This window comes from Curtobacterium sp. 24E2, assembly GCF_016925595.1.
Taxonomy (GTDB): Bacteria; Actinomycetota; Actinomycetes; order Actinomycetales; family Microbacteriaceae; genus Curtobacterium.
Genome location: NZ_CP068987.1, coordinates 886,563 through 899,673, shown reverse-complemented (window position 1 = coordinate 899,673; position 13,111 = coordinate 886,563). Strand labels below are relative to the sequence as shown.

Annotated in this window: 12 protein-coding genes and 1 pseudogene; 6 read left to right on the top strand and 7 right to left on the bottom strand. The window is 71.8% G+C overall.

Annotated features, from left to right (window positions below; all coding sequences use genetic code 11):
* Positions 1 to 30: 30 nt before the first annotated feature.
* On the top strand, positions 31 to 951 hold the full coding sequence (locus tag JN350_RS04590) for a cation diffusion facilitator family transporter (protein ID WP_205463698.1): 921 nt from the start codon (positions 31 to 33) through the stop codon (positions 949 to 951).
* 181 nt (positions 952 to 1,132) lie between these two features.
* On the opposite strand, the gene JN350_RS04585 is transcribed toward JN350_RS04590, so the two are convergent.
* Positions 1,133 to 1,738, bottom strand: a complete 606-nt coding sequence (locus JN350_RS04585) for a hypothetical protein (RefSeq protein ID WP_205463697.1) — start codon at positions 1,736 to 1,738, stop codon at positions 1,133 to 1,135.
* 82 nt (positions 1,739 to 1,820) lie between these two features.
* Complete coding sequence (locus JN350_RS04580; protein ID WP_205463696.1) at positions 1,821 to 3,104, bottom strand: MFS transporter; 1,284 nt, start codon at positions 3,102 to 3,104, stop codon at positions 1,821 to 1,823.
* Between the two features lie 80 nt (positions 3,105 to 3,184).
* On the opposite strand from JN350_RS04580, the gene JN350_RS04575 reads away from it, so the two are divergent.
* On the top strand, positions 3,185 to 4,063 hold the full coding sequence (locus tag JN350_RS04575; protein WP_205463695.1) for a LysR family transcriptional regulator: 879 nt from the start codon (positions 3,185 to 3,187) through the stop codon (positions 4,061 to 4,063).
* An 807-nt stretch (positions 4,064 to 4,870) separates the two neighbouring features.
* On the opposite strand, the gene JN350_RS04570 is transcribed toward JN350_RS04575, so the two are convergent.
* The 5 genes and pseudogenes from JN350_RS04570 to JN350_RS04550 all read right to left on the bottom strand — a co-directional run bounded on the left by JN350_RS04570 (position 4,871) and on the right by JN350_RS04550 (position 10,319).
* On the bottom strand, positions 4,871 to 5,404 hold the full coding sequence (locus tag JN350_RS04570) for a sigma-70 family RNA polymerase sigma factor (protein ID WP_240347551.1): 534 nt from the start codon (positions 5,402 to 5,404) through the stop codon (positions 4,871 to 4,873).
* Between the two features lie 124 nt (positions 5,405 to 5,528).
* Entirely contained in the window at positions 5,529 to 5,792 is a 264-nt protein-coding gene (locus tag JN350_RS04565) for a hypothetical protein (protein WP_111086912.1), read from the bottom strand.
* Positions 5,789 to 6,448 carry a DUF308 domain-containing protein gene (locus tag JN350_RS04560; protein WP_240347550.1) on the bottom strand — a complete coding sequence of 220 codons (660 nt, stop codon included), beginning with the start codon at positions 6,446 to 6,448 and terminating at the stop codon, positions 5,789 to 5,791. The genes JN350_RS04565 and JN350_RS04560 overlap by 4 nt, the downstream gene beginning before the upstream one ends.
* 144 nt (positions 6,449 to 6,592) lie before the next feature.
* Positions 6,593 to 8,554, bottom strand: a complete 1,962-nt coding sequence (locus JN350_RS04555; protein WP_205463692.1) for a lectin-like domain-containing protein — start codon at positions 8,552 to 8,554, stop codon at positions 6,593 to 6,595.
* A 110-nt stretch (positions 8,555 to 8,664) separates the two neighbouring features.
* Positions 8,665 to 10,319 (bottom strand): annotated as a pseudogene (locus tag JN350_RS04550) (glycoside hydrolase family 13 protein).
* 106 nt (positions 10,320 to 10,425) lie between these two features.
* Between JN350_RS04550 and JN350_RS04545 the strand changes: the two are divergent.
* From JN350_RS04545 to JN350_RS04530, 4 genes are all read left to right on the top strand, one after another.
* On the top strand, positions 10,426 to 10,983 hold the full coding sequence (locus tag JN350_RS04545) for an NADPH-dependent FMN reductase (RefSeq protein ID WP_111086916.1): 558 nt from the start codon (positions 10,426 to 10,428) through the stop codon (positions 10,981 to 10,983).
* Positions 10,984 to 11,135: 152 nt separating this feature from the next.
* A complete protein-coding gene (locus JN350_RS04540; protein WP_111086917.1) occupies positions 11,136 to 11,648 on the top strand; it encodes a MarR family winged helix-turn-helix transcriptional regulator in 513 nt (170 codons plus the stop codon).
* A 107-nt stretch (positions 11,649 to 11,755) separates the two neighbouring features.
* Entirely contained in the window at positions 11,756 to 12,262 is a 507-nt protein-coding gene (locus tag JN350_RS04535; RefSeq protein ID WP_111086918.1) for a Dps family protein, read from the top strand.
* 8 nt (positions 12,263 to 12,270) lie between these two features.
* Entirely contained in the window at positions 12,271 to 13,071 is an 801-nt protein-coding gene (locus tag JN350_RS04530) for an SDR family NAD(P)-dependent oxidoreductase (RefSeq protein WP_132099411.1), read from the top strand.
* Positions 13,072 to 13,111: the final 40 nt, after the last annotated feature.

Sequence of the window (13,111 nt, the reverse complement as noted above, 5' to 3'; positions counted from 1 at the left end):
TCGTCGGTGCGCATCCCTACGATGTGGCACATGGGTCACGACCACGGAGCAGGGCACTCGCACGGGCACGCGTCCGAGCGCGCACTGCTCATCGCGTTCTGCATCTCGGCGACGATCCTGCTGGCCGAGGTCGTCGGTGCCGTCGTCACGGGCTCCCTCGCGCTGCTGGTCGACGCCGGGCACATGGTCGTCGACACCGGCGGGCTCGGCATCGGACTCGTCGCGACGCGGCTCGCCCGCCGCAGTCCGACGACACAGCGCACGTGGGGCTTCCAACGTGCCGAGGTGCTCGGTGCCACGGCCCAGGCGGCGATCCTGCTCGCAGTCGGCGTCTTCGTGATCATCTCCGCGATCCAACGGCTGTTCGTGCCCGCCGAGATCCACTCCGGGCCGCTCCTCGTGTTCGGCATCATCGGACTCGTCGGCAACCTGGTGGCCTACGGGGTGCTGCTGCGGGCCTCGGGCGAGGGCTTCACCTCGCGCGCCGCCCGGCTCGAGGTCCTCAACGACACCCTCGGTTCGGTCGCCGTCATCGTCGCCGCGATCGTGCTCATGCTGACCGGGTGGGAGCGTGCGGACTCGGTCGCCGCGATCCTCATCGGCCTGCTCATCCTGCCGCGGGCGATCCGGCTGCTGCGCGAGACCGCGAACGTGCTGCTCGAGTCCACGCCGCCGGGGCTCGACCTCGACGACGTGCGGGGACACATCCTCGAGCTCGACCACGTCATCGCGGTGCACGACCTGCACGCGACCCTGGTGGCGACGGGCGTCCCGAACCTGACCGCGCACGTGGTGGTGGACGACGAGTGCTTCTCGACGGCGCACGCTCCGCGGATCCTCGACGAGCTGCAGCAGTGCGTGGCGGAGCACTTCGACGTGCCCGTTGAGCACTCGACCTTCCAGCTGGAGCCTGCGTCGCACCGGCGGCACGAGCACGAGGTGCACGCGTAGGGTGCGTCGCTGGCGGCTGGCCCGCCGCACCTGTCGACGCGGAACGACTTCGTCGACGTCGTACGACATCGGCTTCGTCGTTCGTTGCACGCGCGCACTGTTGCCGGTGCCCCGAGACGACATCCTCGACGTCGTACGACATCGAAAGTGTCGTTCGGGGTCGGTGCCCGCCGTGCCCGCGTCAGCAGTCGTCGGTGCGCGTCGGGTACGCCGTGATGACACGGTCGGTGGTGGCGGAGACGATGACCTTCACGAACGGGTCTGCATCGGGACGCGACCCGTCGTCGAACCGCACCGGTGCCGCGTAGCAGACCTTGCCGTCACCGGCGTCGACCGGGAACCCTGCTCGCGGCGACACCAGCGCCGTCTGCACGGCCGTGAGCATCGCGTCGTCCCAGTCGCGGGAACCGTGGCCCGCGACGACCTCCTGCCAGTCGGCGGTGTGCCGCTGCCGGATGTGCTCGTAGCCCTGTGCCGACGTGCCGCACTGCAGGGTGACCCGGCCGAGCGCCGCGGTGTCGTACTGCGCGACGGCCGCCTGGGTCGTGGAGTCGCACCGCGCCAGGGTGGTGTCGCCGGGCAGGTCCGGCCCGGTGCGGGTGATCGTGACGGTGCCGTCGTCGGACGCGGTCGGCGCGTCGCTCGGCGTCCCGGAAGTCGATCCGGCACCGATGGTCGGGTCGTCCGCGCCCTGCCGCGCCGTCAGGAACAGCCCGCCGGCGAGGAGACCGGCGGCCACCACGGCCGCGATCCCCGTGATCACGCGACGGTTGCGGTTCTGGGGCACGCGCCCAGTATGCCGGGCGCGCGACCCGGACGACGGAACCGTGGTCCGGGATGCGACGAGCGGACGGGAGGCCCGCCCCGCGTCAGGCGCGCGCGGCCAGTCGGGTGCCGGCGATGACGGCCAGGACGGCGACGAGCACCACGTACCCGATCAGGACGGGCAGGGTCGGGATCACCAGGAGCGCCGCCCCGACGGCCACGACCGGCACCGTCAGCCCGGCGTAGGCGATGAGGAACGTGGCGGCGAGCACCCCGCCCCGACGCTCGGGTCCGACCAGGGCTCCGGCGCTCGCGATGCTGGCCCGGAAGAGCAGCCCGACCCCGGCTCCTGCCACGACGCCACCGCCGATGAAGCCGGCGACCTGCAGCAGGACCGCGGCGACGGCGAGCACCGCCAGGCCGCCGACCAGGAGCACCATGCCGAGCCGGATCTGCGTGCGCTGCGTGAGTCGGGCGAACACGATCTGCGAGACGGCACTCGCGGCGAACACCCCGAAGGTCGTCGCACCGGCCGCCAGCCGGTCGGTGACGTGGAAGGTGGTGCCGAGGAACGTCGGGGCGACCGAGGTGAAGAGCCCCTGGACCGCGAGGGCCGCGAACGCTGCGGCACCGGCTGCCCAGAACGCGGCGGCCTTGCCCTCCGGTGCCTGCATGCGCTGCGGGCGGTAGGCCACGCGGGTCTCGGGGCGGGCCACGGTCTCCGGCACGACGAGGACGAGCACGAAGGCCACGGCCAGTGCGACGACGAACACGACGTACGGCACCATGAGCGGCGCTCCGACGAACTCGGCGAGCGCACCCCCGACGAGGGCACCGAGCGACAGCCCGCCGAGGTTCACGGCACCGGCGGCGACGCTCGCGCCCTTCGCCGAGTCGGACGAACCGGTCGCGCGGACCCGCAGCTCACCGAGGTGGGCGGTCGCCGTGGCGGTGAGCGTCCCGACGCCGAGGCCGGTCACGAGTCGCGCGACGATGAGACCGGTGACGTCGTTCCAGACCAGGAACAGCACGGCGGCGACGAGCTCGAGCGCGATCGACACGAAGATGAGCGGCTTCCGCCCGTGCACGTCGCTGAGGTGTCCGGCCAGGTACAGGGACCCGACGACCCCGACGCCGTACGCGGCGAAGATGATCGTGGTGGTGAACGTCGGGAAGCCGTCCCGTGCCTGGTAGATGACGTACAGCGGCGCGGGGACGGTCGCGAAGGCCATCACCGACAGAAAGGCGAAGGCGACGGCCCAGAAGCCGAAGCCGTGGCGCCGACGGGTGTGCGCACGACGTCCGCGCGGTGCTGGGACGCGGTCGCTCGCGGAAGCGGTTGCGGTGGCGGGGAGCGCGCCCGTCGGGGTGCCGGTCACGGTTGACATGCTCCGATGATCGCGCGCACCGTGCATCGAGTCCAACGGATGCTCTTGATGCCGTCCATCGATCGGATCGATGATGGGGGATGGAGACCCGCCTGCTCGAACAGTTCGTGACCGTCGCCACCGAGGGCAGTGTGACCCGCGCGGCCGAACGGCTCTGGGCGGCGCAGTCCACGGTGTCGGCGGGGATCGCCTCGCTCGAGCGGACCTTCGGCGTGCGGCTGTTCGACCGCACCGGCCGGCAGCTCGTCCTCACGACCGCCGGCGAGGACCTGCTCCCGCACGCCCGCGCCGTGCTCGAGTCGCTCGACCGGATGCGCGACCTGGCGACCGTGGACGACGCCGATCTGCGCGGACGGGTGCGGCTCGGCATCTTCACGAGCATGGACATCGTCGACCTGACCGGCGTGCTGCAGCGGTTCCGGCGGCGGCACCCACTCGTCACCGTGGAGCTCATGACCTCGCCGTCCGGCACGACCGGACTCGTGCAGGACCTCGTCGCCGGGCGGCTCGACCTCGCGTACACGGGGCTGCCGACGGTGCCGGCCGGAGTCGTGGTCGAACCGCTGCGCGAGATGCCGTTCCGCGTCTTCACGGCGTCGGACCACCCGTTGGCCGGGCGCAGCTCGGTGTCGCTCGCCGACCTCGCGGACGAACCCTTCGTCGACACCGCGCACGGGTTCGGCAACCGGATCATCCTGGACGGCGCACTCGAGCGGCTCGGGATCCGACGGCGGATCGTCGCCGAGATGAACGACATGCCCGCCGTCATCCGGTTCGCCTCGGCGGGGCTGGGGGTCGGGGTCGTGCCGGACTCCGGAGTGCGGCACGACGGCGCGGTCCTCGAGCTCGAGGACGCGGTCGAACCACTCCGCATCGGCCTGGCGATCCGCACGAGTCCGGAGCCGAACCGTGCTGTCCGGACGCTGGCGCACGACATCGTGGCCGCGCGCGTCGTCTGACGCGGCGCCGGTGGGTGGACCCCACCGACGGACAGGAGGCGCGGGGTGGGTCCGCCACGAGCCTCCTGGCCGTCAGTCCCCCACACCTCCCCGACGACCGCACCCAGCAGGTTGTCGGTCGGGAAGCCGATCTGGTCGACGACGACGGAGCTGTCGCCGCGGACGTACAGGGTGTACGCCTTGGCGACACCGCCGTCGAGGGTCGCTCGGAGCTGGCACAGTGTGCCGTCCGGACGCTCGGTGCAGGTGCCGCCGGCCTCGTCACCGAACGTGTCGACCTGGTTCCGGGCCTGCTCTGCGGTCGTGGTGGAGACCGTGACGTACAGCGCCCCACCGTCCGCACCCGGCGCCAGCCATTCACAGCTGAGTCCGGTGGCGGCGGTGCCGTCGCCACCGTCACTCGAGCCGTCGATGTCCTGCTCGATCGCGGTGATGTCCCCGAAGAACCGGGAGTACTCCGACGCCGGCACGACCGCGCGGCAGTCCGTCGGGATCGTGGCGGTGGTGTTCAGGGGCGTCGACGTCGCGGTGGGGCGGGGCGTGCCGGTGATCGGTGCGGAACTCGGGGTGGTGGCCGTCGGCGAGGGCTCGGGCGCCTGCGTCTGGGTGGGCGCGGCGACCGGGGTGTCCTGCTGCGAGAGCGTCAGCGCGACGGCTCCGGTGGCGGTACCGACGGCGAGCAGCGCGACGACGCCGATGACCACACCGGACCGACCACGACGGCGCTTCGGGCGCGGGGTGGCACGTTCGAGGACGTGCTGCTTCATCGAGACGAGCATGCGCTGCAGGTCGTCTCCCTCGGGAGGCTCAGTGTTCATCGTGCATCACCACCTTCTTGAGTCGGCGTCGGTTGCGCGAGACGCGCTGGGTGACCGCCCCGACGCTGAGGCCCAGCAGCTCGGCGGCCTCGGCGTAGGAGCGCCCCTCGAGCAGGCAGAGCTCGCAGATGCGGCGGTCGACGTCGGGGAGCGCGGCTATCTCGGCCCGGACCCAGCGCAGGGTCCCGCGGGCCTCGTCGTGCTCGGCCGGCGACGAGAGGTGTTCGGGCAGCTCGTCCGCGCGCCGACGGGCCTGCTTGCGCCCGGTGTTGAACGCGTGGTTCCGGCAGACGACGAGCAGCCAGGGCAGCACGGTGTCGCCCGGGAGCTCGAGCGCCACCGCCCGCTGCCAGAGCGTCAGGAACGTGTCCTGCACGATCTCCTCGACGTCCGACCGGTCGTCGACGAGTGCCCAGGCGTACCGGGTGAGCGTGGCGGCGTAGCGGTCGAACACCCGTGCGAGCGCACCGGTGTCCCCCTGCGCGATCGCGCGGACGAGCGCCTCGTCCGTGTCGGTCGTCACGTCCACATCCCACCTCCTTCACCCAGAGGTGTCGGCAGGACGCGCGATCCTGACAGGACCGTGGCGGAAACGTGATCCCGGGCGTGTCCCTGACCGCGGTGCGATCGGCGGCGCCCGCCGTGGATCAGTGGAAGTCGTCGCCCTCGCCGTCGCCGGGCGTCTTGTGCCCGCCGAGCATGTCGTTGTCGTCCTGGTCACTGGTCGACGCGAGCTGGAGCATCGCCAGCACCACGACGACGACGATGAACGCGACGCCGAGGAAGATCACGGCCAGCTGCAGTTCCCGCGTCGAGAACAGCACGACGAGCCCGGTGAACACCGCGATGATCGCGGAGATCCCGAGGAGCTCGACCGGGCGCAGACGGTCACGACGGCTGGGGGTGGTCATGCGTGTGGTGCTCCGTCCGGGGCGACGGCCGGCGTGGCCGTACCCCACTTGTGCGAGAGGCCGGCGATCACGTGGAAGACCGCCGTGATGGCGAGGTAGGCGCCGAGCAGGCCGACCAGGACGATCGAGGCGTCCAGCGTGCCGGTGACCTGCTCCACACCACCGAGCTGCTGCGAGTAGTCCGGCGGGGTGATGAGGAACGCGATCGCGAGCAGCAGGGTGAGCGCGCCGATCGTGGTCCAGTCGCGCGCGAAGGGGGAACGACGACGAGCCCGCAGACCCTGTGCCAGCTCGAGCGCACCGGTGAGCACCGCGAAGGCGACGATGACCGAGATGAACGCCGGCAGCCCGAGGCCGTTGCCGGCGAACCCGGCGATGGCGGCGAGCAGGGTGATGACGGCCTGCAGCAGCGTGGTGCGGCGGGACCGACCGTCGAGCGGGAGCCGCGCGACGCCGGCCCACAGGAGCACGAGCCCCTCGACCAGCGCGAAGCCGGCGAACAACAGCAGGCCGTAGCCGGCAGCGTGGTTCGTCGAGAAGGTGATGACGAGCGCGACGACCGCGGCGGGCACCGCCCGGAGGATCGGGATCGGCCAGTACCGCGCGCGTTGGGTCGCCTCGCTCACGGTGGTGGCGTCGTCCACGGTGTCGGACACGGGACCTCTTTCAGGCATGCGGATCGTGAGATCGATCCTACCGCCGCGGTGGCAGCCGACCGACCGCCGGGGGTCCGCAGCACTGAGGATGCTCGAATGCCGGCCGGGGTGGCGTCGCCGGGACGACGCCACCCCACCGCTGGATCAGGACCGTGGCTGGTCGTCCGTCACGACCGACCGCCGTCCACGCCGACGAGCGAGCCACCAGCACGTCGAGGCGGCCGCGACGACCACCGCGGCGAGCGCGGCGAGCAGCCCGAGGTCCTCGACGCCGGTGTAGGCGAGGGCGCCCCGTGCGGCCTGCGGCTCCGCGTCGGTGACGGGGCCGCGGGGACCCCGGTCGCCCTCTCCGTCGTCACCGCGGGGAGCATCCGGCACCGATGCCTCGGCGCCCTCGGGTCCGGGGGACGGGGACGTGGACGGAGTCGGCGCGGGACCCTGGTCGTCCTGCTCGACGACGATCGCGACCTCGGTCGACGGGTCGCCGCCATCCGGGTCCGTCGGGGAGGTCGCCGTGGCCACGTTCACCACGTCGGACCCGTCGCCCCCGTACTCCGGGTCGAGCACGGCCCGGAGCCGGAAGTCGTGGGTGTCCCCCACGGCGAGCGCGACCTCGGAGCGGCAGGTCACCCGCTGCCCCTCGGCCACGCATTCGTCGTCGGACCCGACGAACCGCATCACGTCGGGCAGGTCGTCCACCGCGCCGACCTGCTGGGCGACCGCTGGTCCGCGGTTCCGGGCGGTCACGGTGTACACGACCTCGTCGCCGGGCTCGACGGTCGTGGGTGAGACGGACTTGTCCGTCGCGACGTGCGCCGCGGCCACGGCGGTCACGGCGGTGGTGCTCGCCCGCGAGGTGTTGTCGGCCTCGTTCGTGTCGGACATCGACGACGGCGGTGCGATGGTCGCGACGCTCTCGAGCGGCCCCTCGGCACCGTCGGCGATGCGCCCCTCGACGGTGACGACGGCTGATCCGCCGCGGGGCAGGGCGAGGTCCGTCTCGACGTCGCCCGCGCCTGACGCGACGGCGCAGCCCGAACCCGCCGCCGGCGCGCAGGTCCAGGTGGCGTCCTCGATGCCCTCGGGGACGTCCACCCGCAGTGGGCTCGGCTCGGCGTCGTTCGGACCGGGGTTCCGTGCGGTCACGGTGTAGCGGACGGGGCTGCCGGCGACGGAGGTCGCGGGCAGGTCGTGCTCCACGGACAGGTCCGCCGGCTTCCGGACCCGGAGGGCGTCGATCTCGTGCGTGTTCACGTGGCTGCCGGTGGCGCCCGCGAACCCGAGCCGCAGCGTGCTCGGCATCGGCACCTGTCCGTCGCCGTGCAGCGGGACCCCGTCGAGCACGGTGCGCATCACCTGACCGACCTGCAGCCGCACCGTCAGCGTGAGCTCGCCGTCCTCGCCCGGCAGCAGCGTGACGCGGACCGTGCGCGGCGTCGAACCGGTCGTCACGGTGCCGCCGGGAGCCGGAGCCCCCGCGACGTAGCGGTAGCCGTCGTTCCCGTTGCCGGACCCGCGGACCACGACGTGGTCGGCCTGCGCTCCCGGGCCCGAGTCGTTGATCTGCGACGAGAAGTTGCCGTAGTGGTCGATCGCGATCGCGGCGAACCCGCCCGGGACCCCGGGCAGGTCGCACGCCCGTCCGCCACCCTCGGTCCGCGTGCTCCGGCAGGCGTACCCGAGGCCGGCGCCGAACGCCCCGACCCCCTGCGTGGCGGCGCCGTCCGCGAGGAAGAGCAGCAGGCCGTCCGCGCCGGGGTCGTCCTCGTCGGTGTGCATCGCGTAGTCGAACGAGATCTCGAGCCCGGTGTCCGACGGGAACGTGTCGTTCGTCGACCACGCCCCGGCCTGGTTCCGGACGTCGTCGGTCAGGCGGAGACGGTCGTCGACGATCGCAGCGTCGCCGCTCAGGGTCCCACCGGCTGCGCTGGTGAACTGGTTGTCGTAGGGGAAGTCGAGTGCAGCCGCACTCGAGCCGGTGGGCAGCATCGCCGGAGCCGCGAGGACGGCGATGGCGGTCAGCGCGGTGCACGCCGCCGCGAAGCGACGGGCGGCCCGCGACCGGAGCGGGTCCTGGACGGATGTCGGAGCAGTGGGTTCTGTCATGCCCCGATCGTCGCGATCCGGGCGTCACCGGACGGCGGGCCGGAACCGATCTGTGGATCGCGGCCACGGGCCTCCTGGCTGTGGAGGAAGAACGGACGGAGCTGGTCCGCTCAGGCCAACCAGACCGTCGTCTCGCCCGGGAGGACGCCCGGCAGCACGCCTGCCGCGTCGCCGAGCGGCCCGGACGCGACCACGACGTCCCCCGACGGCAACGGCACGGGTGTCGTCCCGAAGTTCGTGACCGACCGCCACCCGTCGTGCCGGGCGAAGGCGACCACGCCGTCGGGGGCGTCCAGCCAGGTGAGCTCCTCCCCTGCTGCAACCGGCGACGGGCGTCGAGCGCTGCCCGGTACAGGGACAGCGTCGATGCGGGGTCGCCGTCCTCGGCCTGCACCGACGACGCCCCGAAGTCGGCGGGCTGCGGCAGCAGTGGTGCGACGTCGCCGAAGCCGAACGACGGCCCGGAGGTCGTCCACGGGATCGGCACACGGCACCCGTCCCGGCCCTTGACGGTGTGTCCGGAGCGCAGCCACTTCGGGTCCTGCAGCTGGTCGCGCGGGATCGCGGCGGCTTCGTGCAGGCCGAGTTCCTCGCCCTGGTAGACGTACGACGACCCGGGCAGCGCGAGCATCAGCAGGGTCGCGGCGCGGGCTCGGCGCAGGCCCCGCTCCCGGTCGAGCTCGGGCGTCGTGCCGTCCGTCAGGAGCCACGCGTCGGTGTCGGTGTCGTCCGGCAGGCCGTACCGGCTGGTGTGTCGCACCACGTCGTGGTTCGACAGCACCCAGGTACTCGACGCGCCGGACTGCTCGGACGCCGCCAGGTTCCGCTCGATGATGCTCCGGAACGCAGCGGCCTCGAACGGTGCCTCGAGCAGGTCGAAGTTGAACGCCTGCCCGAGTTCGGTGGGCCGGGCGTACAGGACGCGTCGCGGTGCCGGCGCCCAGGCCTCGGCGACGGCGGCCCGGGGCGGGTCGTACTCGTCGAGCACGGTGCGCCAGGACGCGAAGATCTCGTGCACCTCGTCGCGGTCGTACAGCGGGTCGGAGCCGTCGAGCGGCAGCGCGTGCTCGTTCGATGCGCGGTACGGCGTCGACAGGTCCTTCGCCAGGCCGTGTGCGACGTCGACCCGGAACCCGTCGACCCCGCGGTCCGACCAGAAGCGCAGCGTGTCCTCGAAATCCGCACGGACGGACGGGTTCGACCAGTCCAGGTCGGGCTGCTCGGGCGCGAAGAGGTGCAGGTACCACTGACCGTCCGGCACCCTGGTCCAGGCGCTTCCCCCGAAGTTCGACACCCAGTCACTCGGCGGGAGTTCCCCGGCGGGACCGCTTCCGTCGCGGAACACGTACCGCGCCCGTTCCGGCGACCCCGGCGCGGACGCGAGCGCCGCGCGGAACCACTCGTGCTCGTCCGAGGTGTGGTTCGGCACGATGTCCACGATCACCCGCAGGTCGTGCTCGTGCGCGGACCGGAGCAGGGCGTCCAGGTCCTCGAGCGAGCCGAGTCGCGGATCGACCGCCCGGTAGTCGGCCACGTCGTACCCGCCGTCGGCGAGGGGTGACGGGAAGAACGGCGAGAGCCAGAGGGCGTCGACGCCGAGCGCCGCCAGGTAGGGCACGCGGCTGGTGATGCCCGCGACGTCGCCCAGGCCGTCGGCGTTCGAATCCGCGAAGCTGCGTGGGTAGACCTGGTAGACGACGGCGTCGCGCCACCAGTCCCGGTTCGTCGTGCGGGGCGTGCTGGCCGGCGTCCGAAGCGTGCTCACGTCGCCACCGTACCCAGCAGTCTGGGAATAGCACGCCGTACGCTCGGATTGGTTGTCGCAGACACCTTTCCGTCCCAGAACAACGTCTCGAACCAGAAGGATCACCATGACGAACGTCCTCGCACTCGTCGGCAGCCTCCGCGCCGACTCCATCAACCGCAAGCTCGCCGAGGCCGCGGCACACCACGCGCCGGAGGGCATCGAGGTCACCACGTTCGACGGCATCGTCGACCTGCCGTTCTACAACGAGGACATCGACGGCGACACCCCGCCGGCCGCAGCCGTCGCCTTCCGCGACGCGATCGCCGCCGCGGACGCCGTCCTGCTCGTCACCCCCGAGTACAACGGCACGATCCCGGCCGTGCTGAAGAACGCCCTCGACTGGGCATCGCGTCCGTTCGGCGCCTCGCCGCTGTCCGGCAAGCCGCTCGCCGCCATCGGTTCCGCGTTCGGGCAGTACGGCGGCGTGTGGGCCCACGACGACGCCCGCAAGGTCGCCGGCATCGCCGGCGCAAAGGTGCTCGAGGACGTCAAGGTCGCGATCCCGCAGTCGGTCGTCCGCTTCGCGGAGACCCACCCGCGCGAGGACGCCGAGGTCACCTCGCTCGTCCAGGGAGCGCTGAACGCGCTCGCCGACGCATCGACCGAGCAGGCCGCCGCGTAGAGCGACCGGGTGCGGTCGACCGCACCACAGGACGGACGGGAGGCCCGTGGCGACCCCGCCACGGGCCTCCCGTCCTGCACGCGCGAACGGAACAGGCACACCCACAGGAATTCGCTAGACGGCCTCCATACGAGACGGACTAGCCTGTGGCAATGGCAACGCAGGAGATCACCGAGGCGTCCGGGTACTGGTTCCCCGACGACGACGCGACCCAGCGCGGGGTCGCCGTGCTCAACGCCCTGCGTCGCTACCGGGCCGCCGAGACCGCGATGCGCCGCCGCACCCGCGACTCGATGGGCATGGGCGAGACCGACCTGCTCGCCGTGCGATTCCTGCTGCAGTCGCAGCGCTCGGGCCGCAGCGTCAGCCCCAAGGACCTCGCCGCCTACCTGAAGATCTCGTCGGCCTCGACCACGATCCTGATCGACCGCCTGGTGAAGTCGAACCACGTTCGCCGCGACCCGCACCCCACCGACCGTCGAGCGCTCGTGATCACCCCGACGACCGAGACCGACGACGAGGTCCGCGCGACCCTCGGCATCATGCACCGCAGGATGATGTCGATCGCCGAGGGACTGCCTGCGTCCGAGGCCCGCATCGTCGCGTCGTTCCTCGAGCAGATGCGCGGCGCCGTCGACCAGGTCGACCCGGCACCGGCGCACTGACCGCCGTGAGCACGCCCCGGGGACAGTGCAGTTCCGTGCGCACTGAGAGTGGTCTCGGCCGCACCGCGTAGACCGGAAGGGTCACCGACGCGAAAGGAGCCACCACCATGCACGCTTCGGACAAGATGGCCAAGAACCTCCAGGCGGTCCTCGTGGACCTCATCGACCTGCACCTCCAGGGCAAGCAGGCCCACTGGAACATCCTCGGCACGAACTTCCGCGACCTGCACCTGCAGCTCGACGAGATCGTCGACGCCGCACGCGAGTTCGCCGACGACACGGCGGAGCGCATGCGCGCCCTGTACGCCGTGCCGGACGGACGCTCGAGCACGGTCGCCGCGTCGAGCCACCTCGACCAGTTCCCCGACGGCGAGATCACGACGCACGACGCCATCGACCAGGTGACGCTCCGCCTCTACCAGGCGACCGGCACCATGCGCGACGTGCACGACGAGGTCGACGAAGAGGATCCGACGACCGCGGACCTGCTCCACGGCTTCATCGAGCGCCTCGAGCAGCTCGCGTGGATGGTCTCGGCCGAGAACCGCGCACCGAGCACGCCGCTGGCCTCCGCCACGACGCCTGCCGTCGCAGACGCCTCGGCGCACGCCTAGCGGGCCCCGTGGACCTCGGCATCCAGGGCAAGACCGCTCTCGTCTTCGGTGCCGACTCCGGCATCGGCTGGAACACGGCTCGCATCCTCCTGGCAGAGGGTGCGACCGTGGTCGTGAGTGACCTCGACCAGGCGCAGCTCGACAACAGCGCCGATCAACTCGAGGCGCCGCTCGGCAGACTGCACGCGTTCGCCGCCGACGTCACGAGCGCGGCGAGCCTGGCGGACCTGCACGGCAAGGTGCGGGACGCCGTCGGTGCGATCGACATCCTGGTGCAGTCCTCGGGCGTCACCGGCGCGCAAGGGCTGTTCCACGAGATCGACGAGCAGGGCTGGGCCGACACCATCGACGTCGACCTGATGGGCCCTGTCCGCATCACGCGCGAGTTCATCGGCGACCTGCGGCAGGGCGGTTGGGGCCGGATCGTGTACCTCGTGTCCGAGGACGCCTCGCAGCCCTACGACGACGAACTGCCCTACTGCGCCGCGAAGGCCGGGGTCCTGTCGTTCGCGAAGGGCCTGTCGCGCACCTACGCGCAGGAGGGCGTGCTCGTGAACACCGTCAGCCCCGCGTTCATCCACACGCCCATGACGGACGCGATGATGAACAAGCGCGCCAAGGAGACGAACCAGAGCTTCGACGACGCGATCACGAGCTTCCTCGACGAGGAACGTCCCTACATGGAGCTGAAGCGCCGCGGTGAGCCGGAAGAGGTCGCGAACGTCATCGCGTTCCTCTGCTCCGACCTGGCGAGCTTCGTCAACGGCTCCAACTACCGGGTCGACTCCGGCTCGGTCGCCACGATCTGACGCCAGGAGGCACCGTGACCGACTACCGATACCTCATCAT